Genomic DNA, 24,799 nt, shown 5'->3' on the forward strand with positions numbered 1-24,799 from the left:
GACCATGTGAAGCGCCTTGCGGCCGGCTGGCGGCGGCCCCATTCTTGGGGGATGACCGTCCCGACCTCCCCCCAGGACAAGGCCGCCGCACCGGCGCCCAGTTCCACGACCGACTCCACGTCCGGCCCCGCGACCGATCCCCTCGCCGCCCTGCGCGACCGCGCCGTGTGGATCTTCGACCTCGACAACACGCTCTATCCGGCGTCCTGCAACCTGTTCGCCCAGGTCGACCTCCGGATCAACGAGTTCATCGCCGCCCATTTCAACATCGGGATGGACGAGGCGCGGGTGCGGCAGAAGCACTTCTTCCGCGAATACGGCACCACGCTGCGCGGCTTGATGATGGAGCATGACGTCGATCCGGTCGCCTACATGGACTATGTCCACGACATCGACGTGACCGGGGTCCAACCCTCCGCCCTGCTGGCCGACGCGCTGGCGCGGCTGCCCGGCCGCAAGATCATCTACACCAACGGCTCGGTCCGCCATGCCGAGAACGTTGCCGGCCGACTCGGCATCCTCGACCGGTTCGACGCGGTGTTCGACATCGCCGCCGGCGGCTTCGTGCCGAAGCCCGATCCCCGCCCCTATGTCACGCTGGTGGAACGCCACGGCGTCGATCCGGCCGACGCCTGCATGGTGGAGGACATCGCCCGCAACCTCGCCCCCGCCCACGCGCTGGGCATGACCACCGTCTGGGTCCGCGGCGAGAAGGAGTACGAGAAGGCCGGCGTCGGCGCCGGGGTCCACATCGACCACACCGTCGACGACCTGCCCTCCTGGCTGGCCGCGGTGGCGGGGGTTTAAGGGAGGAGTTCGGGGGCTTTGTCGCAAACCGGCCGATGCCGGCCGCGGGTATGGTTGACAGGGGCCGCGATGCGGCTCCATGGTGCCGTCCCTTGGACAATCGACAGCAGAACGACCGCGCCATGAGCCACGCCAGCCTGCAAGCCATCATCGACGCCGCCTGGGAAAACCGCGCCGATCTCACCACCGCCACCACCGGTTCGGTCCGCGACGCCGTGAATTCGGCGCTCGACGCGCTGGACGCCGGCGACCTGCGCGTCGCGGAGAAGACCGCGGACGGCTGGAAGGTCAACCAGTGGCTGAAGAAGGCGGTTCTGCTGTCCTTCCGCCTGAACGCCAACGAGATGATCCCCGGCGGCCCCGGCGGCTCCTCCTGGTACGACAAGGTGCCGCCGAAGTTCGAGGGCTGGAGCGAAGGCCAGTTCCAGAACGCCGGCTTCCGCGCCCTGCCCGGCGCCATCGCCCGCAAGTCGTCCTACGTCGCCCCCGGCGTCATCCTGATGCCGAGCTTCGTCAATGTCGGCGCCTATGTCGACAGCGGCACCATGGTCGACACCTGGGTCACCGTCGGCTCCTGCGCCCAGATCGGCAAGAACGTCCACCTGTCGGGCGGCGTCGGCATCGGCGGCGTGCTGGAGCCGTTGCAGGCCGATCCGGTCATCATCGAAGACAACTGCTTCATCGGTGCCCGCTCGGAGATCGTCGAGGGCGTGATCGTCGAGGAAGGTGCGGTCATCTCCATGGGCTGCTACATCGGCGCCTCGACCAAGATCATCGACCGCCACACCGGCGAGATCTTCATGGGCCGCGTCCCGGCCTATTCGGTCGTCGTCCCCGGCTCGCTCCCCGGCAAGCCGCTGCCCGACGGCACCCCGGGCCCGAGCCTGTACTGCTGCGTCATCATCAAGCGCGTCGACGAGAAGACCCGCTCCAAGACCGCGATCAACGACCTGCTGCGGGATTGATCCGACAGCAGGTCCAGCGTCACCCCCGCGAAGGCGGGGGTCCAGGCGTCGCATACAGCACTCCGGCCCCTGCACCTGGATCCCCGCCTTCGCGGGGATGACGACCGGCGGAGGCCGGGCCGGTTGGAAAAGAGCCGCATGACCATCGACCCCGTTGCCCTCGCCCAGGATCTGATCCGCTGCCCCAGCGTCACGCCGCGCGACGACGGTGCGTTGGGCGTGCTGGAGGCGGCGCTGGCGCCGATGGGCTTCACCTGCCACCGCCTGCGCTTCCAGCAGGAGGGAACCGAGCCGGTGGAGAATCTCTATGCCCGGCTCGGCACCGAGGGTCCGAACTTCTGCTTCGCCGGCCACACCGACGTGGTGCCGCCGGGCGACCGGGGCTGGACGGTCGATCCCTTTGCGGGCGAGGTGATGGGCGGGCGCCTGTTCGGCCGCGGTGCGGTGGACATGAAGGGCGCCATCGCCGCCTTCGTCGCCGCCGTGTCGCGCCGGCTGGAGGACGGGCCGCCCGCTGGCTCGATCAGCCTGCTGATCACCGGCGACGAGGAAGGGGTTGCGATCAACGGCACCCGCAAGGTGTTGGACTGGCTGGCCGAGCGCGGCGAACGCATCGATGCCTGCGTGGTCGGCGAGCCGACCAACCCCAAGGCGCTGGGCGACATGATCAAGATCGGCCGGCGCGGCAGCCTGACCGGATTCCTGACCGTGTTCGGCGCGCAGGGCCACGTCGCCTATCCGCATCTGGCCGACAACCCGCTGCCGCGGCTGGTCCGCATGCTGGCCGCCATCACCGAACACCCGATGGACGAAGGCACGGCGCATTTCCAGCCCTCCACCCTGGCGCTGACCACCATCGACGTCGACAACACGGCGACCAACGTCATTCCGGCGCAGGGCAAGGCGACCTTCAACATCCGCTTCAACGACGCCCACACCCCGGCCGGCATCGAGGCGTGGCTGCGCCAAACCTTTGATACCGTCGGCGGCGCCTATGAGCTGGAGGTCTACTGCTCCGGCGACAGCTTCGTCACCCCGCCGGGTCCGCTGACCGAGCTGGTGGCCGAGGCGGTGGAGGGGGTGACCGGACGCCGTCCGGACTATTCGACCACCGGCGGCACGTCGGACGCACGCTTCATCAAGAATGTCTGCCCGGTGGTGGAGTTCGGGCTGGTCGGCCAGACCATGCACAAGGTGGACGAATATTGTTCGGTGGAGGATCTGCGCCAGCTGACCGCCATCTACGAGTCGATCCTGAAGGGCGTGTTCACGCGCCTTGCCGGGTGAGAGGTCTGACCGGGACACCACGATGCCGCTGACCACGCCCGCCATCCTGTCCGCGCTGACCGGCGCCTGGCGGCTGGCCCGCTTCGACCGCACGGGGATGGAGTTCTTCGACCGCACGCCGGACGGTGCGCTGAATTCCTTCTACGCCGCCCTGGTGGTTCTGCCGGCCTATGCGCTGCTGCTGGCGATCCGCCTGTGGGACCAGCTGGACGGCACCCCGGTCCTGCAACTGGTGACGGTGGAGGGCATCGCCTACGTCGTCAGCTGGACCGCCTTCCCGCTCGCCCTGTTCCGCATAGCGGCGCTGCTGGGCAAGGAGCAGCTCTATCCCGGCGCGCTCGCCGCCTACAACTGGTCGGCGGTGGTGCAGATGGGGATCTACCTGCCTGCCATCCTGCTGTCCGCCACCGGCCTGCTGCCGTCGGGCGTGTCCGAAGCGCTGGTCTTCGGCGTCATGATGGCGATGCTGACCTACCAGTGGTTCGTCCTGCGCACCGCCCTGTCGCTGTCGGGTCTGGTTGCGGTCGCCCTGGTGATGCTGGACCTGTTCCTGTCTGCCGCGATCAGCGATCTGGCGGACGGAATGCTGTGAACGGGATGTCGTGAGGGCCAGGGAAGCCCTCACGACACCCTGACCCATTACCCTTGCGTGCTGACGCCCGCGTCGGCGAAAGTCGCCATGCCGGCGTGGCAGGCGACGGCGGACTTGACGATGTTGATCGCCAGCGCCGCACCGGACCCCTCGCCCAGCCGCATGCCGAGATCGAGCAGCGGCTCCTTGCCGATCAGCTGCATCAGGCGGGTGTGGCCCGGCTCGACCGAGCGGTGCGCGACCATGCAGTGGTCGAGCGCGCGGCGGTCGGCCTTGTAGAGCACCGCGGCGGCGGCGGTGCAGGCGAAACCGTCGAGCAGGACCGGAACGCGGGCGACGCGGGCGGCCAGGATGGCGCCGGCGATGGCGGCGAACTCGTAGCCGCCGAGGCAGCGCAGCGCCTCGAACGGGTCGTCCTTGGCCTGCGGGTTGGCGGCGACGCCGGCCTCCACCGCGGCGATCTTGCGGGCGAGCCCCTCGTCGTCGATGCCGGTGCCGCGGCCGGTCCAGTCGGCCGCCTCGCCGCCGAACAGGGCGAGGCAGAGCGCCGCCGCCGAGGTCGAGTTGGCGATGCCCATCTCGCCCAGCGACAGCAGCTGGACGCCCATCTCCACCGCCATCATGCCGTAGGCCATGGTGCGGCAGCATTCCTCCTCACCCATGGCCGGGCCCTGGGTGAAGTCGGCGGTCGGGTTCTCCAGGTCCAGCTCGTAGACGCGCAGGTCGGCGTCGGCGACCTCGCAGAGCTGGTTGACCGCCGCCCCGCCGTTCTGGAAGTTGGCGACCATCTGCACCGTCACCTCGGCCGGATAGGCCGAGACGCCGCGGGCGGCCACGCCATGGTTGCCGGCGAAGACGGCGACGCGCGGACGGCGGGCTTCGGCCGGATGCTGGCCCTGCCACGTCGCCATCCACTGCGCGATCTCCTCCAGCCGGCCGAGCGAGCCCGCCGGCTTGGTCAGCTGCCGTTCGCGCTGGAGGGCCGCGGTGCCGGCCTCCAGGTCGGGGCCGGGCAGGTTGCGCACGAGCGCGCGGATTTCCTCGAAGGTGACGGCAGGCTGCTGGTTGCTCATGATCGGTCCTGAGGGGTGAGCGCCAAAAACGGCGCGACCTTGCACCCATCCGGCCATCAAGTCAAAGCGCCAGCGTAGGGCATTATGCCGCCTTGGCGACCGCGTCGGTTCCGGCAGCGCCCGCGGTGGCGCCGGCGACCGGCGTCGCCGATTCCGACCCGACGATCCGGCCCAGTCCCAGGCCGAAGCCCATGGCGACGCCGGTGCCCGACGACTGGTCGGTGCGCACCGGCTCGTCGCGCATGCGGCGATGCTCCTTGTCGCGCAGGCGGGCCGGGCGGCCGCTGACGCTGTCGACCTCATCCGGCGTCTCCAGCGCGTTCAGCGCCAGCACCTGATAGATCGACAGCGGCGTGCCGTTCAGCGCCTTGGCCGGTGCCGTCGGCACCTGGGTGGTGAAGCCGTCCGGCATGTCCTGCTTGCGCACCGCGTCGTTCGCCACCTGGGCCGGGGCGAAATTCGCCATCGGGTTTTCGGAGAATTTCGAGGCGAAGCGGTCGTAGATCTCCTTCAGCGACTTCGCCTTGCCGGTGGCCTTGTCGTAGAAGACGTTCTTGTTGGCGGCGGCGGCGTCGGGGAAGACGTCGCGGGCGGTGCGGCCGGGGTTCTCCTGCATCGCGTTCAGGAACTTCGACGCGCCGCCGGCCCCCAGGAAATGCGCCATGTACAGCTCGGTCGAGCCGATCTTGCCGTCGACCGTCTCCTCCAGATACTCCTTGTTGTCGCGGGTGTATTCCGCGGCCATCAGGGCCGACGCGGTCGGATCCTTGCGCAGATCCAGGATCTCCTTCTTCATCTCCGGATCGGAGACATAGGGCCGGCCGTCGCCGCGGGTCTGGATGGCGTTGGCGTATTTGCCATAGCCGTGGTCGGCGCCATGCTCCTTCATCGTCTGCAGCCAGGTGCTGTCGATGAACTGGTAGAGCCCCGTCGCCGAGGAGGAGGAGGACTTTACGTCCGTGCGGTAGCCGCTCTCCACGGCAGCTTTTTCCATGAGGTAGGAAAAATCGACCCCCGTCTTCGCACTGGCATTGCGCACAGCAGCCTCCACAGTGGCCGGCCCGCGCGAGGCGCTGGCGGCCTGGGCGGCGGCGTTGCTGGGATTGCCGAGGGCGGAAGCGTAGGTCATGGGTCGATCCCCGTGTGAAGGCCCCGATGGGAGGCAGCCTCTCCTATGCAGACGCCGTGCCAGTCGGGAGAAGGCTTGATGCCGCCCTGCCGCGGGCCTAGCCTTGACGATGGAGATGGACGCGGCATCCCGCCCTCTCGCCAAGCGCCATCCGATGCTGTATGTTAACCTATAGGTAAACCAAACAATTCGCCCCCTACAAATCTGCCCTGGGAGACTCGCCCCGCCATGACCTACACCGCTCCGGTCGACGATCTGCGCTTCGTCCTGAACGAGGTGGTCGGCCTCGACGCCATCGCCGCCCTGCCCCATTGCGACAGCGCCGCCCCCGATCTGGTCGACGCCATCCTGGAGGAGGCCGGCAAATTCGCCTCCGGCGTGCTCGCCCCGCTGAACCGGGTGGGCGACAAGGAAGGGGCCAAGCTGGAGAACGGCGTCGTCCGCACCGCGACCGGCTGGAAGGAGGCCTACGGCCAGTTCACCGAAGCCGGCTGGAACAGCCTGCCCTTCGAGCCGGAGTATGGCGGACAGGGCCTGCCCTGGACGGTCGCCTTCGCGGTCAACGAGATGTGGCAGGCCGCCAACCTGTCCTTCGGCCTGTGCCCGCTGCTGACCCAGGGTGCCGTCGATCTGCTGACCGAGCATGCGAGCGACGAGCAGAAGGCGGTCTATCTGTCGAAGATGATCTCCGGCGAATGGACCGGGACGATGAACCTGACCGAGCCGCAGGCGGGCAGCGACCTCGCCGCGGTGCGGACAAAGGCGGTGCGGGCCGGCGACGGTAGCTATCGCATCACCGGCCAGAAGATCTTCATCACCTATGGCGAGCATGACCTGACGGAGAACATCGTCCATCTGGTGCTGGCCCGCCTGCCCGACGCCCCGGCCGGCATCAAGGGCATCAGCCTGTTCATCGTGCCGAAATTCCTGCCCAACGCCGACGGCACGCCGGGCCAGCGCAACGACCTGCGCTGCGCCAGCCTGGAGCACAAGCTGGGCATCATGGCCAGCCCGACCGCTGTCATGGCCTATGGCGACGACGAGGGCGCCATCGGTTACCTCGTCGGCGAGGAGAACCGCGGCATCGAATACATGTTCACGATGATGAACAACGCCCGGCTCGGCGTCGGCATCCAGGGCGTCGCGATTGCCGAGCGCGCCTATCAGCAGGGCCGCGCCTACGCCAGGAGCCGCGTGCAGAGCAAGGATCTGGCCGATCCCAGGGGCTCCGGCGTCGCCATCATCAAGCATCCGGACGTGCGCCGCATGCTGCTGGACATGCGCGCCAAGACGGAAGCCGCCCGCGCTCTGGCGCTCTATGCCGGCACGCAACTGGACATTTCCCGCCACCACGAGGATCCGGCGGTGCGGGCTGCCGCCACGGCGCGGGTCGATGTGCTGACCCCCATCGTCAAGGCGTGGTCGACCGACATCGGCTGCGAGGTCGCCTCCACCGGCGTGCAGATCCATGGCGGCATGGGCTTCATCGAGGAGACGGGGGCGGCCCAGCATTACCGCGACGCCCGCATCACCCCGATCTACGAGGGCACCAACGGCATCCACGGCAACGACCTGACCTTCCGCAAGACCGGCCGCGACAAGGGGGCGGCGGCCCGTGCCTTCGTCGCCGACATGCGGGCGACGGTGGAGGAGCTGGGCGCCGCCCCCGGCGACGACCTCGCGGTGATCCGGACCGAGCTGTCGGCCGGGCTCGATGCGCTGGACCGCGCCATCGACTGGATGGTCGCGACCCAGGCGGAGGGCGACCTGCAAGGGGCCGCCGCCGGTGCCGTGGCCTACCTGAAGCTGTGGGGTACGGTTGCCGGCGGCTGGATGCTCGCCCGCTCGGCAATGAAGGCGATGGCGGGCCTGCGCCAGCCCGGCGCCAACGCCTCCTTCCTGGAAAGCAAGCTGATCGTCGCCCGCTTCTACGCCGAGCAGGTTCTGGCGACCGCCCCGGCCCTGCTGCCGACCATCGCCAGCGCCCGCAACACGGTGATGGCGCTGAGCGAGGAGCAGTTCTGACCGAAGTGTCCGGCCCCTCTCTCCAGGCGGGAGAGGGGCCTTCCCTGCGTTGCCCAACCCGATCCTTCCGTCGGCTCCCGACAGCCCCGCTTTTTCGGGGAGCTTTGTTATCGCCTATCGAATGAGCATGGTCCTAATGGCCAACTGAACATCCTTGTTATCGGTGATAGCGTCCCATTGTTCGCATCACAAACAAAGATGAAGTCGAAAGCCATGACAAGCACGGAGACCGAGACACGGACTCATTCGGGACGCTGCTTCTGCGGTGCGGTGGAAGTGGAGGTCACCGGATCGCCGGAGGCCATGGGCTATTGCCACTGCCGGTCCTGCCGCTCCTGGTCCGGCGGACCGGTCAACGCCTTCACCCTGTGGAAGCCCGACGCGGTGCGCGTGACCGCGGGAGCCGAACATCTCGCGACCTTCCAGAAGACCCCGCTCAGCCAGCGCCAGTATTGTGCGAAGTGCGGCGGGCATCTGATGACCAGTCACCCGCCGCTCGGCCTCGTGGACGTTTTCTCCGCGACCCTGCCGACCCTGCCCTTCGCCCCCGCCGTCCACGTCAACTATGCCGAGACCGTGCTGCCGATCCGCGACGGCCTGCCGAAGCTGAAGGACTTCCCGGCCGAGTTCGGCGGTTCCGGCGAAACGATGGCGGAATAGCGGCTCCCCTCACCAGTAGCGCATCGCATCCGCGTACAGCCCGCGCAGGTCGTCCTCCGACACCGGGCGCGGGGCGATGGTCAGCAGGCGCTGCTGGGCAGCGGCGCCCCTGACCAGCCCCGGAATGTCGGCCTCGCCATAGCCGAGCGCCGACAGCCCGTTCGGCAGGCCGGTCGCCCGCATCATGCCGATCAGCCGGGTCGCCAGCAGTTCGCCGCCGTCCTCCGGCGACGCGCCGCGCGTGTCGGCGCCCAGCGCCTCGGCGGCGCGCAGATGCGCTTCGGGGGAGGCCGGTCCGGTGAAGCGGAAGGCGGCCGGGGCGTTCAGCACCACCGAGATGCCGTGCGGCACCATCGGCTCCACCGTCTCATAGCCGGTGGCGGTGAAGCTGTGGTTCATCCCCGCCACCGAATAGGACATGGCGTGCGGGATGTGGACGCCGGCATTGCCGAAGGCCAGACCGGCCAGCGTCGCCGCAAACATCAGCGCATCGCGGGCTTCCGAGCAGTCGGGATCGTTGACCGCCCGTTCCAGCCACTGTCCGCCCAGCCGGATCGCTTGCAGGCTGCCGATGTCCGACCACGGGTTGGCGCCTTGGTAGGGCGGGCGCGCCGTCGGCGACTCAGGTCGTGGGCGGGAGCGGAAAGGCCGCGCGGTGTGGCTCTCGATGGCGTGGGTCAGCACGTCGAAGCCGGTGGCGGCGATGGCGCCGGGCGGCAGGCTGTCGATCGTGCGCGGATCGACGACGGCGAGGCTCGGCCTCAGGTAGCGCGACGAGATGCCGGTCTTCACCTGCTTTTCCACATGGTCGAAGATGGCGACGCCGGTGGTCTCGCTGCCGGTGCCGCAGGTGGTCGGGCAGGCGATGTGCGGCTTGACCGGGCCGGGCACCGGGACGCCCTCGCCCAGCGGCTTGTTGACATACGCGAGGAAGTCGGCCGGGTGGGTGGCGTAGAGGTTCGCCGCCTTGGCGGTGTCGATCACCGAGCCACCGCCGATGGAGACATAGCCATCGAAGCCGCCGTCCCGCGCGAAATCGGCGGCGTCGAGGAAGGAGGCGCTGGTCGGCTCTACCCGGCAGCGGTCGAAGACCACCGGATCGACGCCGGCCCGCTTCAACGAGTCGAGCGCCATGGCGAAGGGAGCCGTCGCCGCCACCCGCGGGTCGGTGAACAGCGCCACCCGCGTCATGCCCAGCGACAGCGCGTCGCCGCCCAGCTCCGCCAGCATGCCGGGGCCGAACTTCATCCGCGCCGCCTCGACGGTGAAGCCCTCCTCGCCGTCGGGCAGGATGGGATAGGCGTTGCCGTGCGTGTCGCCTGCCATGAGCGCTGCTCCTCCGGTGGCGGGGGCCGGATTTCCGCTCCGGCCCATCCTTCACCGTATGGGAGCGCCCTCCGCCCGGCCTGTCAATGCGTCCGTTGGTCCAACAGAGTGTCCGTGGGCGACAGCGGCGGTTCCAGCGGCAACTCGGGCGGCGCATCCGGCGGCGTGCCGGGCGCGGGCGGCCGCAGCAGCCGCTGATAGAGCCAGCCGGTGCCGACCAGACAGAGGCCGAGGCCGAGGAAGGAGGCGACGCGGTACATCCCTTCCAGGTCCGACATGTCGCTGAGGAACACCTTGGCGACGACCGCCAGCACGAGAACAAGCCCGGCATGGCGCATCCAGCCCCAGCCGAAGCGGATGCCCGCCACCAGCATCGCCACCGCGAACAGCAGGAAACCGGCCGAATAGCTGTACCATTCGGCGTCCGACATCTCGTAGCCGGACAGGACCGGCCCCTGGAAGGAACGGCGGATCTCCAGCGCCAGATTGGTGGCGATCAGCAGCAGCGGCAGCACCGGGGCGGCACTGCGCAGGGCCGTCGACGGCGGCGGGTCGTACCACAGATAGACCAGCCCCAGCAGGGCCGGCGCGCCATAGGCCAGCAGCAGCCGGTTGACCACCGGCCAGTTCCCCACCCACTCGTCGTTCCACAGCGGGTTCAGCGCCAGCAGATGCAGGAACAGGGCCGCCGTGGCGGCCATCAGCACCAGGAAACGCCGGCCCCATACCGCGACGGGCCGCGCGCTCCACCGCCGGTCGGCCGCCAGCAGCAGGGCAAGGCCGAGCCAGGACAGGGTGTGCAGCGCCACCTCCGCCAGACTGGACGGTGCCACCTGCAGGCTGCCGGCCATCCAGCGGTGGATGCCCAGCGACAGCATCAGCGTGGTGAAGATCAGGGCGCCGGCCTCCAGCACCATCACCACCAGATCGTCGCCCTTCCCGCCGGGAGCGGTCCGCATCCAGCGCGCCGCCACGAGGAAGCCCAACGCCGGCAGGCCATAGCCGTAGGCGATCCAGCCATAGCCCTCGTAATCCAGCACGGAGGGGTTGATCGCCAGCCGGACCAGCACGGCGACCGCCACCAGCAGGGTGACGCCGCGCAGCTCGCGCAAGCTCAACTGCCGCTCCAGCCATGCCAGCACCGGAACCTGCATCGCCAGCGCGACGGTCAGCCACGCCTCCTGCAAGACCATGGTGGCGCCGAGCGCGATGGCGCCGGTGGCCCCGGCGGCGAAGGCGGCCAGCCCCAGCGAGGCGCCCGGCCGGTGGCGGTGACGGCCCAGCGGCGTGGTGGCGCCGACCAGCAGCGCCGCCAGCCCCAGCGCCGCCGCCGGCCAGCCGATGGCGGTCTCCGGCGGCTCCACCAGCGCATAGGCCAGCGTCAGCAGGGCGAGCGGCACCAGCGCCGAGATCGAGGCCCACAGCGCCGCCCGCCGCGCGTCCCACAGGGCGACGAAGCCGCCGATCCCGAACAGGGCGGCGAATCCGCCGGCGATCCACAGGAAATGCGCGACCGCCGCCGGATAGCCGGCCGGATCGACGACAATCAGCGGCTGGCCGTCGGCATTCAGCGGCGGCGGACTGGCCGGCACATAGGGCAGGCTCCAGGGCGCCAGCGACAGCAGCACGCTCAGCGCCGCGATCCAGGCGACGCCGGCGATCCGTTCCGTCCGCCGACCGCCGATCATCGCCAGCAGGGCGAACAGCCCGAGGACGATCAGCGAGACCGAGCCGTGGGAGTCGATCCAGGTGACGGCGGCGACCAGCACACCGAAGACCGTCGTCGCTGTCATAGCCAGCCGGTCGGCAGGATGGCGCTGCTTGCGCCGGGCCCAGTCGGGCAAAGCCGTGCGCCAGCCGGTGGCGGGGGACGGCTCCGGCAGCGTCAGGTCCAGCACGCCGCGCACCGCCGGCACCAGGAACAGCGCCGAGGTCAGCAGCAGATAGACGCCGGTCGGCAGTTCGTCGCCGCTGCGCCAGGGATCGATCATCCACAGCAGCGGCCACAGCGCGGCACCGGCCAGCGCGCCCCAGCCGAGCCAGCGCCAGCCGCGATACAGCACCACCCCCATCCCGGCGCCGTTCAGCGCCAGCAGATAGGCGAACAGGCTCCAGGCGTCCGGGTTGCCGGTGGACACCAGAAGGGGCGAGACATAGCCGGCCAGCAGCCCCAGCGCGGCGATGAGCGGTCCTTGCAGCAGCGACAGGCCGATGGCGGCCAGCGACAGGCCGGCCAGCAGCACGAAGGCGACCAGCGGGTCGAACAGGCCGAACAGGGCGAAGCCGCCATAGACGCTGATGAAGGCGGTGAACAGGCCGGCGGCGGTCAGGGCCGGCGGCACGTAATCCGGCTGCAAAGCGGCGACGGCGCGCTGCATCGGCCGGCGGCGCAGCCACTCACCCCCCACCATCAACCCCAGGCCGGCAAGCAGCCCCAGCGCGACGCGGACCGACGGCCCGAGCCAGCCGTGATCGACCGACAGCTTGATGAAGAAAGCCGCCGCCAGCGCCATGGTGCCGCCGCCGAGCCAGATCAGCCAGCGCGAGGCCAGCGAGTCCTCCAGCTCGCGCCACCCCGTCCGCGCCGCCGCCGGAGCCGCGGGTTGCGGGGTGGTCTGCGGGGTTGGTGGCGGCACCGGCTCTTCCGCCCCGGATGCGAAGACCGGTTCGCCGACCGCCTCCGGCGGCGCCTCGACCTCCGGGACCGCGGCCTCGGCGGGTTCGGCTTCCGCTGCCGCTTGCGGTGGCAGGCCCCCGCTCAGCGCCTTGTCCAGCCTGCCGCGCAGAAGGGCGATCTCCGCCGCCTGCGCCTTCAGCCGCCGGTCGAGCCGGTGGGTGAGGAAGCCGAAAATCAGCAGTAGGACAACGAACTCCATGACCGCACCGCCTGCACGCCGTTGCCCCGACTTCGGGGACGTTTCGTCGCAGGATAGCTGTGCAACAATGCACTGTCTCGGTCGTGCTGGAGGCTCCCCCAATGGAGAGTCCCGCCGATGAACGGCAACCGGTTCAGATCTGGAGCGCTTGCAGCCGCGCCATCGTCGCCAGCGCGTCGTCGACGGCATGGAAGTCGGCGGTGTTGTCGAAAACGCACCAGACCGGCCGCAGCGCCGCCTCCGCCACCAGCCTCTCGGCCAGCGCATCCAGCACCGCCGGTTCGTAGGCCGAGCGGTACATCACCGGCGATCCATGCAGCCGCCAGTAGCGCAGGCCGTCCCAGCCGCCCGGCTCGCCCGCCTCCGGCACCGGAGCGGGATCGGCGGCGACACGGGCGACGCGGTGGGCGACCAGCAACGCCTCGGCCGCGTCGGTGAACCAAGTAGCGTGGCGCGGCTCGCACACCAAATCGCCATCGAATCGGGCGCGCAGCAGCGTGAAGAAATCCTCCGCCACCGCCCGGTCGAAGCGCAGGCTGGGCGGCAGCTGGACCAGCAACGGACCGAAACGGTCGCCCAGCATGCCCGCCTCGGCCAGGAAACGGTCGAGCGCCGCCTCCGCGCCGACCAGCCGGGCCTCGTGGCTGATCGCCTTGGGCAGCTTCACCGCGAAGCGGAACCCGAGCGGGGTCGAGGCCGCCCAGCGCGCCCAGGTCTCCGACTTGTGCGGGCGGTAGAAGCTGCTGTTCACCTCGGTCATCGGCATGACGCGGGCGGTGCGCTCCAGATGGGTGCCGTCCACGGGAAAGGCGGGGGCCGAGAGCTTCGGGATGCTCCAGCCCGCGGTGCCGATCCGGATCGGGTGCCCGTTGGCCTGCGGCATCACTCGGCCGGGAGTCCCTGGGGCGGAAGTCCCTGGGCCGTGGCGGCTCCGTCAGTGTCACGGCCGCGGCGGGCGCGCAGCGACTCGGCCTCCACGAAGATGCGGCGGATGATCGGGTATTGGCTGCGGATGCGGCTTTCCAGCGAACAGACGGCGTCCTCCACCTCGCGGGCGTTCAGGCTGTCCTGGAACTCCACCGACAGGTTCAGCAGCACGTCGTCCGGCCCCATATGCATGGTCAGCACGTCGAGCGGGCGCTTCACCCGCGCCTCCTCGCCGACGATGCGGCGGATGCCCTCGACAACGCGGCGGTCGGCCGACTCGCCGATCAGCAGCCCCTTCGACTCGTAGGCCAGCAGCGCCGCAACGACCGCCAGCACCACGCCGATGGCGATGGAGGCGTAGGCGTCGAAGACCGGGTTGCCGGTCACCTCGCCCAGCGTCAGGCCGATGCCGGCCAGCAGCAGGCCAATCAGAGCCGCGGTGTCCTCCAGCAGCACGACGAAGACCGACGGGTTCTTCGAGCGGTGGACGGCGGACAGGATGCCGACGCCGCTCTGGCCGCGGCGGAACTCGCGCAGCGCGACGATCCAGGAAAAACCTTCGAACAGCACCGCGAAGCCCAGAACGGCGAAATTCACCCAGGGGCTTTCCACCGGCTCCGGATGGGACAGCGCGTGCCAGCCGTCATAGATGGACAGGCCGGCGCCGATGCCGAACAGCAGGACCGCGACGACGAAGGACCAGAAATACACCTCGCGCCCATGGCCGAAGGGATGCTGGGGCGTCGGCGGGCGGCGGGCGCGGCGGATGCCGTAGAGCAGCAGAAGCTGGTTGCCGCTGTCGACGACGGAATGGATCGCCTCGCTGAACATGGCGGCGCTGCCGGTCATCGCGGCGGCGACGAACTTGGTCAGCGCGATCATCAGGTTGCCGCCGAGCGCTGCGAGCACGACCTTGGTGGAGCCTTCGGCCAAAACGGGACCCCTTCGCTGGAACGGACGGACTTGCGCAGGAGCAACGTCCATCCGCCGCGGCGGGTTCCCTAAGGGGTCGTCAAGGACCGCGCAGAGTCCGCCAGGCGCAGACCGCGGCGTAATAGACCGAGGTCGCCAGCCACAGGCCGAACAGCCAGCCCGGCCGCGCCGGCTCCAGCACCACCAGCGCGATGCAGCAGAGCAGCCAGACCGTGGTCACCGCGATGTTCAGCGCCATCAGCGCCTTGACACGGAAGGGATGCAGGAACTTGACCGTGGTGAAGGTCAGCAGCCCCAGCGCCACCACCACCGCAGCGTTGAACCAGGGATTGAGGTCGAGCAGCCAGAGATAGAGGGCCACGACGTTCCAGATCGCCGGGAAGCCGACGAAGTAGTTGTCGCCGCTCTTCATCCCGACATTGGCGAAGCAGTAGAGCGCCGTCAGCAGGACCCAGGCCGCCAGCGCGATGCTGACCAGCCCCTCCGGCAGCAGGCCGAAGCGGTGCATGAACACCGCCGGCACCACGACATAGGTCAGGTAGTCGATCACCAGATCCAGCGCCGAGCCGTCGATGCCCGGCAGCACCTGCTTGACCGAGACGCGCCGGGCCAGCGTGCCGTCGACGCCGTCGACGACCAGGGCGATGCCCAGCCACATCAGGCACAGCTTCGCATCGCCCGCCGCCGCCGCGAGAAGGCCGAGCAGCCCCAGCACGGCACCGCTGGCCGTGAAGATGTGAACGCCCCAGGCCGACAGGCGGTGGGTGATTCCGTAGGCGGCGCTCATGCCGATGTTTTCCGTGGGTGGCGAGGACAAGGCGATGACCTGAACGGAGCGGGGCTGGAACGATAGGCGGTGAGGCGGGCGGATTTTCTGACACAGATGGACGCAGATAAACACAGAATTGTGGGGGTCCGAAACCCCCCGGTTCCGCCCACGCTGACCTGCGGGCCCTCTTCTCCCGGCCCCCGATGGTCAGGCCGCCCGCACCCCGCCCTGCCGGAAGGCCGGACGTCCGGCCAGCGCCTCGGGCATCGGGCCGCCGGTCGCCCAGTCCAGCAGTTCCACCGTATGGACCACCGGCAGTCCCGTCCCACCGGCAATCTGGGTGATGCAGCCGAGATTGCCCGCCGCCACCGCCTGGGCCTGGGTGCTTTCGATGGCCGCGACCTTGCGGGCCCGCAGCTCCCCCGCCAGCTCCGGCTGCAACATGTTGTAGGTGCCGGCCGACCCGCAGCACAGATGCGCGTCGGGAATCTCCTTGACCAGGAAGCCGGCGGCGCGCAGCAGGGCGCGCGGCGGCTCCTTGATGCGCTGGCCGTGCTGCATGGAACAGGCGGAGTGGTAGGCGACCGCCTGCCCGGTCTCCACCACCGGCCGGGCCAGCCCGATCTCGTCCATCAGTTCGGTGACATCCCGAGCGAGACCAGCCACCCGTGCCGCCTTGGCGGCGTAGGCGGAATCCTCGCGGAACATGTGGCCGTAATCTTTCACGCTGGTGCCGCAGCCCGACGCATTGATGACGATGGCGTCGAGTCCCCCGCTCTCGATCTCTTTCGTCCAGGCGTCGATGGTCTTCTTCGCGGCGGCGTGGGCGAGATCCTCCTTGCCCATATGGTGCGTCAAGGCGCCGCAGCAGTCGGCCCCCTTCGACACCACCACCTCGACCCCGTGGCGGGTCAGCAGGCGGATGGTCGCCTCGTTGATCTGCGGGGCCAGCACCTGCTGGGCGCAGCCGATCAGCAGGGCGACCCGCTTCTTCCGCGGACCCTCGGCCGGATGCACGCCGGGCCGGTCGCTGTAGCTCGGCGCCGGGACGCTGGAGGGGGTCAGCGCCAGCATGGCGGACAGCCGCTTCGGCAGCATCGCGCGGAAAGGCCGGCCGATGGATGCCCCAAGCACGGCCATGCGGAACAGCCGCGGGTTGGGAAGCACCCGCGCGATCAGGTCACGCAGCGCCCGGTCGGCCGGCGGACGGCTGTGCGTCGCCTCGATATGGGCGCGGGCATGATCGACCAGATGCATGTAATGGACGCCCGACGGACAGGTCGTCATGCAGGACAGGCAGGACAGGCAGCGGTCGATGTGCTTGACCGTGGTTTCGGGCGGCGGGCCTCCCTTCTCCAGCATGTCCTTGATCTGGTAGATGCGGCCGCGCGGGCTGTCCAGCTCGTCACCCAGGATGGTGTAGGTCGGACAGGTCGCGGTGCAGAAGCCGCAATGCACGCATTTGCGCAGGATCTGCTCCGAGTCGCGGATCGCGGCGTCGGCCAGCTGGGCCAGCGAGAAGTTGGTTTGCATCGAGATCGGTCTTCCCGTTACAGACCCGCATACATGCGGCCGGGGTTGAGGATGCCCTTGGGGTCGAAGCTTTCCTTGACCCGGCGGCTGAGCGCCATCAGCGGCTCGGGCAAGGGCTGGAACACGTCCGTCGCCGCGCGCACCGACTCGGGCGCCCGCACCAGCGTGGCATGGCCGCCGACGGAGAGCGCGCCGCGGATCGCCGCGCCTGAGTCGGGCGGTGCCAAATCGGATCGAAGCGCCAGCCAGACCAGCCCGCCGCCCCAGTCATAGAAGGCTTCGACATCAAGCTTCCGGCGGATGGCCTCGACGGTGGCGGGACCGGCCGACGGGGGAACCGAGAGTTTCCAGAGATGGGCGTCGCCGCCCTCCCCCAAGCAGGCTCCCAGCCCTGCCCCGTCCCGCACCTCGCGCCAGACCGCCAGCGACTCGTCGCGACCGAGCACGGCGTCGGCCCGCAGCTCCTCGCGCAGCATGGTGACGCGCGCGGCGACCGATGGGCCGAAGCCCTCCAGCCGCACCAGCGTCGCCGCCCCGCCCGCCCCCGACACCGCGGACACGCCCGACCGCGCGGCGATCCCGGCCGGCAGATGGGCGGCTCCCGACACCTCGTAGGGACTGCGCAGCGCGCGGTCGAGCATCGCCACCGCCGCCTGGTCGTCCAGCCCGGACAGCAGAAGCGTTGCGGTGTCCTCCGGCGCCGGCAGCACCTTCACCGTGATCTCGGTCAGCGCGGTCAGGGTGCCGAACGACCCCGCCATCAGCTTCGGCACGTCGTAGCCGGTGACGTTCTTCACCACCTTGCCGCCGCCCTTGTAGGCCTCGCCCCGGCCGCTGACCCCGGCGATCCCCAGCGTATGGTCGCGGGCCGACCCGGCGGAGATGCGGCGCGGCCCGGCCAGCCCGCTGGCGACCAGACCGCCGAGCGTCCCTCCCTCCGGCGGCTCGAAGGCGAGATGCTGCCCGCGGTCCGCCAGCATGGCGCGAATCGGGTCCATGCGCGTGCCGGCCAGCGCCGTCAGCACCAGCTCCTCCGGCTCATAGGCGATGACGCCGGACAGGCCCGACAGGTCGAGCGCGTGGCCGGCCTGCACCGGGCGCCCCAGCCCGCGGCGGCTGCCGCTGCCGAGGATCTCCAGCGGCTCACCGGCCGACAGCGCCCAGCGCACCGCGTCGGTCACCTGCGCGGCGGTTTCCGGCTTCAAGGTGGTGATGGTCATGGCGAGCGGCGGCCCCTCAGAAACGCGGGATGTCGGGGAAGCGCAGTTCCCCCTGGTGGACGTGCAGCCGGCCAAGCTCGGCGCAGCGGTGCAGCGTGGGGAAGACCTTGCCGGGGTTCAGCAGACCGTCGGGGTCGAAGGCGCATTTCAGCCGCTGCTGCTGCTGCAAATCGGCCTCGTCGAACTGATCGGTCATCAGGTCGCGCTTCTCGACGCCGACGCCATGTTCGCCGGTCAGCACGCCGCCGACCTCGACGCACAGGCGCAGGATGTTGTTGCCGAACTCCTCCGCCGCCTCCAGCTCGCCCGGCTTGTTGGCATCGTAGAGGATCAGCGGATGCAGATTGCCGTCGCCGGCATGGAAGACGTTGGCGACGCGCAGGCCGCAGCGGTCCGACATCTCCTGCATCCGTTGCAGCACCAGCGGCAGCGCCTTGCGCGGGATGGTGCCGTCCATGCAGTAATAGTCGGGGCTGATCCGCCCCACCGCCGGGAAGGCGGCCTTGCGCCCGGCCCAGAAGGCCAGCCGCTCCTCCTCGCTCTTCGACACGCGGGCATAGCAGGCGCCCTTGTCGCGGGCGATGGCCTCGACCCGGTCGATCAGATGGTCGACCTCCGCCGCCGGCCCGTCCAGCTCGACGATCAGCAGCGCCTCGACGTCCAGCGGATAGCCGGCATGGACGAAGGCCTCCGCCGCATGGATGGCCGGGCGGTCCATCATCTCCATGCCGCCGGGGATGATGCCGGCGGCGATGATCGCCGCCACGCAGTCGCCACCCTGCTCGCTGCTGGGAAAGCCGAGCAGCACCGCACGGGCGGTCGCCGGCTTCTTCAATATGCGCACGGTGACCTCGGTCACCACGCCGAGCAGCCCTTCCGACCCGGTGACGATGCCCATCAGGTCGTAGCCGCCGGCATCCAAATGCTTGCCGCCCAGCCGGATGATGGTGCCGTCGATCAGCACCATCTCCAGCCCCAGCACATTGTTGGTGGTCAGCCCGTATTTCAGGCAGTGCACGCCGCCGGAATTCTCGGCGATGTTGCCGCCGATGGTGCAGGCGATCTGGCTGGACGGATCGGGGGCGTAATAGAAGCCCTCATGCGCGACCGCGTTGGAGATGCCGAGGTTGGTCACCCCCGGCTGCACGGTGACACACCGATTCGCATAGTCGATATCGAGGATGCGCTTGAACTTGCCCATGCCGAGCAGCACGCCGTCGGCCAGCGGCAGGGCGCCGCCCGACAGCGAGGTGCCGGCGCCACGCGGCACCACCTTCACTCCCATCGCCTTGCAGGCTTTGAGGATCTGCGACACCTGCTCCACCGTGCTGGGCAGCACGGCGACCATCGGCAGCTGGCGGTAGGCGGTCAGCCCGTCGCACTCGTAGGCGCGCAGCTCGTTCTCGTCGACGATCACGCCTTCGCCGGGAACGATGGCGCGCAACGCCTCCACGATCTCCCGGCGGCGGGCGATCACCCCGCTGTCCGGCACCGGCATCTTCATGGCGGGCGGTCCTTATCCCGTTGCGGCGAACTCGTCCGCCACACGTACCATCCGCCGCAACCTTAAGACAAGACGATGCCGCTCCCGACCCATCCGGCCGGAACCGTCCCGCGGAAAGCGCAGGCCACAAAACGCAAGAGCCGCACCCGAAGGCGCGGCTCTTGCGTAAACACCCGATGACGGAGAGGCTGGGCGCGATGCCCGGCCTCGCAGTCGATCGACCCTTGCGGATCGATCAGCCCTGGCGGGCCTTGAAACGGGGGTTCTGCTTGTTGATGACGTAGACGCGGCCCTTGCGGCGGATCACGCGGCAGGCCTTATGGCGCGTCTTCATCGACTTCAGGGAGTTGACGATTTTCATGATGCTGTTCCTGAACGCTCGGCGGCTCGATTGAAGGCGCGCACCATAGTGCGGTGCCCACCAACTGTCAACGCTCGGGAACGCTCCGAAAAAGACCTCCCTGCCGCCCGGCATTTCCCACCCCATCCGCCCCGCCGGACCGACAGATGCGGGAGAACGGGTGGGCAGAGGATATTTCTGAGACACAATGTAGACACCATCTCTCCAATAAAGAGAAATCCGTGGGGCGGATCGGCAAATTGTATGGAAGATATACAACTTCGCGTTAGACGGTGCCGATGGGCGGCGGGCCGGAGATGACTGTCCGCCCGCGATTCTCGACTTTCTTCCCTCTAAAAAATCCCAACAAGAACCGCCACACAATCGAGCCGATACACAGTATTTACTTATAGCCCCCTGATAGTTTCATCAATTCTTCGCAATATTCTGCGGTGTATTGACGCGACGATCCGAAATCGTATGCTGCGGAGTTGAAGGGCTGTTCTTGCTGATGTAGGAACATCCTCAGATATTCAGCGGTATCCTGGCCGCCATCGCGCACGATTACAGCCGATCCCGTCGGAGAGGCTGTCGATTCATGCCGGATCGGCCCGGACTCCGTCCCGTTCCGCGCATGGCACGCCGCATGCGGCCGCCTGCGCAGCGCATCATCGATGGGGGGATCATGAAGTTCTGGAAAGCTCTCTCTCTGGCAGCCGCGGCCGGCGCGCTGTTCATGTCGGCCACAAACGCCGAGGCGGCCTATCCGGAGAAGCCGATCACGATGATCGTGGCCTTCGGCGCCGGCGGCGGCACCGATCTGCTGATTCGCGCCCTGGCACCCTTCCTGGAAAAGCAGCTGGGTGAGGGCAGCCGGGTCGAGGTGGTGAACAAGCCCGGCGCCGGCGGCGAGATCGGCTTCGCCGCCATCGCCGACGCCGCCCCCGACGGCTACACCATCGGCGCCATCAACTCGCCGAACGTCAACGCCATCCCGATCGAGCGCCAGGCCCGCTATTCGCTGGACCGCCTCGACCCGCTCTACAATCTGGTCGACGATCCCAGCTCCTTCGCGGTCAACAACGAAGGTCAGTTCAAGACGCTGACCGACGTCGTCACCTTCGCCAAGGCCAACCCGAACAGCGTGACGGTCGGCACCACCGGCATCGGCTCCGACGACCATCTGGCGATGCTGGTGTTCCAGCGCCAGGCCGGCGTGACCTTCACCCATGTGCCCTTCCAGGGCTCCGCCGCCAACGAGGCGGCGCTGTCCAACAAGAAGATCATGCTGAGCGCCGTGAACATCGGCGAGGCGATGCAGTACAAGCAGAAGGACCCGATCGCCGTCCTGGGCGTGATGGCCGAGAAGAAGGTGGAGCAGGCCCCCGGCGTCGGCACCTTCAAGGAGCAGGGCTTCAACGCGCTGATGTCGTCGCTGCGCGGTATCGCGGCGCCGAAGGGTCTGCCGCCGGAGGTGCGGACCAAGCTGGTCGACGCGCTGGGCAAGGCCGCCAACGATCCGGGCTTCCAGGCCAAGGCGAAGGAGCTGTACCAGCCGATCCGCCTGCTGGCGCCGGACCAGTACGCCGCCGAACTGGCCGAGTCGACCAAGGAACTGCGCGAGCTGTGGGCCACCAACCCGTGGCTGAAGTAAGACCCGCCGCAGGGTTCGGACGATAAGGAAAGGGCGCCGGCTTGCACCGGCGCCCTTTTTCCGTCCAACGCTCCCTCTGGTCTGCCCCTCACTTCAGCCAGGGCGTCTCCTTCCAGATGGTGCGGAAGGTCGCCTCCTGGGTCTTCAGCTCCGCCGCATACTGGTCGGAGGGCAGCAGGCGCAGCGGCTGGTAGGCCTTGCGGGCGATGTCCTGGAACTCCGGATGCTGGACCGCCTTGGCGATGGCGTCGACCAGCCTGGTCCGCACCTCCGGGGGCAAGCCCATCGGGGCGGCGAGGCCACGCAGCGACGACATCTTCACGTCGAAGCCGAGTTCCGTGAAGGTCGGCACGTCGGCGGCCTGCTCCGACCGCTTTTCCGTCATCACGCCCAGGATGCGGATCGGGTCGCCTTCACGGGCCCGCGCCGATTCGCCGATGTTCATCGAGGTGACCTGGATGTGCCGGCCCAGCAGGGCGCGGTGGGCGTCGGCGCTGCCCGGGAAGGGCACATGGGTCAGCTGGGTCTGGGTCAGGCGCTGGAACATCAGCATCGCCAGATGGTCATCGGAGCCGATGCCGGTGGTGCCCACCGTCACATTGTTGGGGTTGGCCTTGGCGAAGGCGGCAACGTCGGCCAGCGTCTGGAACGGGCTGTCCTTGTGAACGACGAAGGAGCCGGGATCGTCGACCAGATTGTAGAGCGGGTCGAGCCGGTCGAGCGAGAAGCGCGCATGCCGCTCGATGGGGATCGTCACGACGTTGGGCGAGTTGATGAGGCCGATGGTGTAGCCGTCGGGGGTGGCGTCGGCGATGGCGGCGAAGCCGATCTCGCCGCCTGCACCCGGACGGTTCATCACGATCACCCGGGCGCTGCCGCCCAGTTCCTTCTCGATGAAGGGAGCGAGCGACCGGACGATGAAATCGGACCCGCCGCCGGCGGCATAGCCGACGATCAGGCTGATCGGCTTCTCCGGATAGGCGGCCAGGGCCGCGCCCGGCGCCGCCAGCGCGACGGCCGCCGACAGTCGCACCAATCCTCCCAACAGGATCCGTCGCGACAAGGCGCCGAATCGGCCGATCCCAGCCGCAGGGGCGGCGGGGCCTGTCGATCCATCCTGAACGGCGGAATGCGCCTTCATATCCATACATCGCCTCCTTCGGTTCGCATCCGCGCCACGGCCGGGACCACGATCCAGCGTTGTGCCCGGAACCGCCCCAGAAACCGCCGCGCCTGCCGATGCGGCATCTTCCAATTGCTTTTTATCGGTCGCCAGACGCCATTACGGCGCCTTCTTGCGGCATGATCCATCGTAAAGGCGATTTTCCAGCAATCAACCTCCGTTTCGTTGTTTTCAGTTACAGGCAAATATTCTAATACTTGTCTATCTGTCGTTCTACACCCGTCATAAGGATTATCCGGGGCACGTCGCACCGGATTCCGTTCATTCGCGAAAGGCTGTTCCCGGCATGACCGTTCACAAGGATTTCGCCCGCCCCGACGCCGCCACGCTGGAGGCGCTGCGTGCCCAGTCCCCTGCCACCCTGCACGAGGCGATGGGCAAGAAGGGCGCCATGGGCTACCCGATCAAGCCGCTGTTCCCCGGCATGCGGCTTTGCGGTCCGGCGCTGACCGTGTCCTGCGGGCCGACCGACAACCTGATGATCCATATCGCGGTGGCGCTGGCCAAGCCGGGCGACGTGCTGGTGGTGGATTTCAAGGGCATGACCGATGCCGGCCCCTGGGGCGACATCCTGACCGCGTCGGCCATCGCGCGCGGGCTGGGCGGGCTGGTGATCGACGGCTGCGTGCGCGACGCCGCCGCCATCCGCGACATGGGCTTCCCGGTCTTCTGCCGCGGCACCAACATGAAGGGCACCAACAAGACCGACGCCAAGGGCGACGTCAACACGACCGTCGTGGTCGGCGGCGTGATGGTCTCGCCGGGCGACATCGTGGTCGCCGACGACGACGGCGTGGTGGTGGTGCCGCAGGGTCTGGCCGCCGACACACTTGCGAAGGCCGCCGCCCGCGAGGCCGCGGAAGAGGCCTACCGCCACAAGCTGGAGGCCGGCGAGACGACCATCGAGCTTCTGAATCTGAAGCCCTATCTCGACGCCGCCAACATCGCGCTCTGATCCACCCGCCGACCGCCCCCTCCAGCGAAGTCCCCCCGCCATGCCCGACATCATCATTTCCGAATTCATGCAGCCCAGCGCCGTGGACGACCTGCGCCGCGACTTCGACGTCCATTACGACGAGACTCTCTACAAGCGCCTGGACGAGCTGTATGCGATGGGCCGCGACGCCCGCGCCATCTGCATCCGCAACGAGACGGAGATCCGCGGCGCCTTCTTCGACGCCTTCCCCAACCTGAAGGCGGTGGGCCGGCTGGGCGTCGGGCTGGACAACATCGACGTGCCGGCCTGCCGGGAGCGCGGCATCGCCGTCCTGCCGGCCACCGGCGCCAACGAGGTGTCGGTCGCGGAACTGGCGATTGCCGGCCTGATGATGCTGGTGCGCGGCACCACCTATTTCGCGACGCCCGACGTGGCCGCCGGCAAATGGCCGCGCGGCCGGCTGATCGGGCGCGAGGTGTCGGGCAAGATTCTGGGCATCGTCGGTTTCGGCCGCATCGGCCGCCATGTCGCCCGCCGCGCCCAGGGGCTGGACATGACCGTGATCGCCGCCGACCCGCATGTGCCGGCCGACGATCCGGTCTGGGCCCGCATGGGCGTGGAGAAGGTGTCGTTCGACCGTATCTGGGACAGTGCCGACGCGCTGTCGCTCCACCTGCCCTACACGCCGGACACCCACAATCTGGTCAGCGCCGAGGTGATCGCCCGGCTGAAGCCCGGCACCATCCTGGTCAACGTCGCCCGCGGCGGCATCGTCGACGAGGCGGCGCTGGCGGCGGCGCTGAACAGCGGCCATCTCGGCGGCGCCCTGCTGGACGTCTATGCGACGGAGCCGCTGCCGGCCGACAACCCGTTCCAGGGCGTGCCGAACCTGATCCTGACCCCGCACATCGGCGCCACCACCGACGAGGCGCGCATCCGCACCGGCCACATGATCGCCGACAACGTCCGCGCCGTGCTGACCGGCACCATCCCGGACACCGCCATCGTGTGAAGATCAGCGTTCCTGGCGATGCAGGACTGAATCCCCTCTCCCCCCCC

General features: G+C 68.9%; 21 protein-coding genes. 9 read left to right on the forward strand and 12 right to left on the reverse strand.

What is annotated here, in order from left to right:
• Positions 1 to 51: 51 nt before the first annotated feature.
• The 4 genes from VH569_RS07490 to VH569_RS07505 all read left to right on the forward strand — a co-directional run bounded on the left by VH569_RS07490 (position 52) and on the right by VH569_RS07505 (position 3,651).
• The gene (locus VH569_RS07490) at positions 52 to 807 is read left to right on the forward strand and encodes a pyrimidine 5'-nucleotidase (RefSeq protein WP_423314765.1); all 756 of its coding nucleotides are present in this window, start codon (positions 52 to 54) and stop codon (positions 805 to 807) included.
• Positions 808 to 929: 122 nt separating this feature from the next.
• The gene (gene dapD / locus VH569_RS07495) at positions 930 to 1,772 is read left to right on the forward strand and encodes a 2,3,4,5-tetrahydropyridine-2,6-dicarboxylate N-succinyltransferase (protein WP_109047290.1); all 843 of its coding nucleotides are present in this window, start codon (positions 930 to 932) and stop codon (positions 1,770 to 1,772) included.
• 138 nt (positions 1,773 to 1,910) lie between these two features.
• Positions 1,911 to 3,059, forward strand: a complete 1,149-nt coding sequence (gene dapE / locus VH569_RS07500) for a succinyl-diaminopimelate desuccinylase (RefSeq protein ID WP_423314766.1) — start codon at positions 1,911 to 1,913, stop codon at positions 3,057 to 3,059.
• 22 nt (positions 3,060 to 3,081) lie between these two features.
• Complete coding sequence (locus tag VH569_RS07505; RefSeq protein WP_423314767.1) at positions 3,082 to 3,651, forward strand: hypothetical protein; 570 nt, start codon at positions 3,082 to 3,084, stop codon at positions 3,649 to 3,651.
• A gap of 47 nt (positions 3,652 to 3,698) precedes the next feature.
• On the opposite strand, the gene cobT is transcribed toward VH569_RS07505, so the two are convergent.
• Both cobT and VH569_RS07515 read right to left on the reverse strand, forming a co-directional pair.
• Positions 3,699 to 4,724: a nicotinate-nucleotide--dimethylbenzimidazole phosphoribosyltransferase gene (gene cobT / locus VH569_RS07510; RefSeq protein WP_174472664.1), complete on the reverse strand. Its 1,026-nt coding sequence runs from the start codon at positions 4,722 to 4,724 to the stop codon at positions 3,699 to 3,701.
• 82 nt (positions 4,725 to 4,806) lie between these two features.
• Positions 4,807 to 5,853, reverse strand: a complete 1,047-nt coding sequence (locus tag VH569_RS07515; RefSeq protein ID WP_423314768.1) for a transglycosylase SLT domain-containing protein — start codon at positions 5,851 to 5,853, stop codon at positions 4,807 to 4,809.
• Positions 5,854 to 6,081: 228 nt separating this feature from the next.
• On the opposite strand from VH569_RS07515, the gene VH569_RS07520 reads away from it, so the two are divergent.
• Entirely contained in the window at positions 6,082 to 7,878 is a 1,797-nt protein-coding gene (locus tag VH569_RS07520; protein ID WP_423314770.1) for an acyl-CoA dehydrogenase, read from the forward strand.
• Between the two features lie 213 nt (positions 7,879 to 8,091).
• On the forward strand, positions 8,092 to 8,538 hold the full coding sequence (locus VH569_RS07525; RefSeq protein WP_423314771.1) for a GFA family protein: 447 nt from the start codon (positions 8,092 to 8,094) through the stop codon (positions 8,536 to 8,538).
• A gap of 9 nt (positions 8,539 to 8,547) precedes the next feature.
• Here the strand turns inward: VH569_RS07525 and VH569_RS07530 are convergent, their stop codons facing one another.
• The 9 genes from VH569_RS07530 to ykgO form a co-directional block, all read right to left on the reverse strand.
• The gene (locus VH569_RS07530; RefSeq protein ID WP_423314772.1) at positions 8,548 to 9,864 is read right to left on the reverse strand and encodes a hydroxyacid-oxoacid transhydrogenase; all 1,317 of its coding nucleotides are present in this window, start codon (positions 9,862 to 9,864) and stop codon (positions 8,548 to 8,550) included.
• Positions 9,865 to 9,947: 83 nt separating this feature from the next.
• Positions 9,948 to 12,740, reverse strand: a complete 2,793-nt coding sequence (locus VH569_RS07535; RefSeq protein WP_423314773.1) for a DUF2339 domain-containing protein — start codon at positions 12,738 to 12,740, stop codon at positions 9,948 to 9,950.
• Between the two features lie 133 nt (positions 12,741 to 12,873).
• A complete protein-coding gene (locus VH569_RS07540; protein ID WP_423314774.1) occupies positions 12,874 to 13,623 on the reverse strand; it encodes a DUF72 domain-containing protein in 750 nt (249 codons plus the stop codon).
• Positions 13,623 to 14,600 carry a cation diffusion facilitator family transporter gene (locus VH569_RS07545; protein WP_423314775.1) on the reverse strand — a complete coding sequence of 326 codons (978 nt, stop codon included), beginning with the start codon at positions 14,598 to 14,600 and terminating at the stop codon, positions 13,623 to 13,625. Before VH569_RS07545 ends, VH569_RS07540 begins: the two co-directional genes overlap by 1 nt.
• Before the next feature lie 79 nt (positions 14,601 to 14,679).
• Positions 14,680 to 15,387 carry a phosphatidylcholine synthase gene (gene pcsA / locus VH569_RS07550; protein WP_098740557.1) on the reverse strand — a complete coding sequence of 236 codons (708 nt, stop codon included), beginning with the start codon at positions 15,385 to 15,387 and terminating at the stop codon, positions 14,680 to 14,682.
• A 189-nt stretch (positions 15,388 to 15,576) separates the two neighbouring features.
• A complete protein-coding gene (glcF, locus tag VH569_RS07555) occupies positions 15,577 to 16,902 on the reverse strand; it encodes a glycolate oxidase subunit GlcF (protein WP_423314776.1) in 1,326 nt (441 codons plus the stop codon).
• A 17-nt stretch (positions 16,903 to 16,919) separates the two neighbouring features.
• Complete coding sequence (gene glcE / locus VH569_RS07560) at positions 16,920 to 18,122, reverse strand: glycolate oxidase subunit GlcE (RefSeq protein WP_423314777.1); 1,203 nt, start codon at positions 18,120 to 18,122, stop codon at positions 16,920 to 16,922.
• Positions 18,123 to 18,138: 16 nt separating this feature from the next.
• Positions 18,139 to 19,626: an FAD-linked oxidase C-terminal domain-containing protein gene (locus tag VH569_RS07565; protein ID WP_423314778.1), complete on the reverse strand. Its 1,488-nt coding sequence runs from the start codon at positions 19,624 to 19,626 to the stop codon at positions 18,139 to 18,141.
• Between the two features lie 235 nt (positions 19,627 to 19,861).
• The gene (gene ykgO, locus VH569_RS07570) at positions 19,862 to 19,987 is read right to left on the reverse strand and encodes a type B 50S ribosomal protein L36 (protein ID WP_012973122.1); all 126 of its coding nucleotides are present in this window, start codon (positions 19,985 to 19,987) and stop codon (positions 19,862 to 19,864) included.
• A gap of 664 nt (positions 19,988 to 20,651) precedes the next feature.
• Between ykgO and VH569_RS07575 the strand changes: the two genes are divergently transcribed.
• Positions 20,652 to 21,620 (forward strand): tripartite tricarboxylate transporter substrate binding protein, encoded by a 969-nt coding sequence (locus VH569_RS07575; protein WP_423314779.1) that lies wholly within the window; start codon positions 20,652 to 20,654, stop codon positions 21,618 to 21,620.
• 88 nt (positions 21,621 to 21,708) lie between these two features.
• Here the strand turns inward: VH569_RS07575 and VH569_RS07580 are convergent, their stop codons facing one another.
• Positions 21,709 to 22,653 (reverse strand): tripartite tricarboxylate transporter substrate binding protein, encoded by a 945-nt coding sequence (locus VH569_RS07580; protein WP_423314780.1) that lies wholly within the window; start codon positions 22,651 to 22,653, stop codon positions 21,709 to 21,711.
• Between the two features lie 436 nt (positions 22,654 to 23,089).
• On the opposite strand from VH569_RS07580, the gene VH569_RS07585 reads away from it, so the two are divergent.
• Both VH569_RS07585 and VH569_RS07590 read left to right on the forward strand, forming a co-directional pair.
• Positions 23,090 to 23,758 (forward strand): 4-carboxy-4-hydroxy-2-oxoadipate aldolase/oxaloacetate decarboxylase, encoded by a 669-nt coding sequence (locus VH569_RS07585; protein ID WP_423314781.1) that lies wholly within the window; start codon positions 23,090 to 23,092, stop codon positions 23,756 to 23,758.
• A 40-nt stretch (positions 23,759 to 23,798) separates the two neighbouring features.
• Complete coding sequence (locus VH569_RS07590; protein WP_377810031.1) at positions 23,799 to 24,752, forward strand: hydroxyacid dehydrogenase; 954 nt, start codon at positions 23,799 to 23,801, stop codon at positions 24,750 to 24,752.
• Positions 24,753 to 24,799 lie beyond the last annotated feature (47 nt).

Source organism: Azospirillum sp. 11R-A (assembly GCF_049472615.1).
In the GTDB taxonomy this organism is placed as follows: Bacteria; Pseudomonadota; Alphaproteobacteria; order Azospirillales; family Azospirillaceae; genus Azospirillum; species Azospirillum palustre.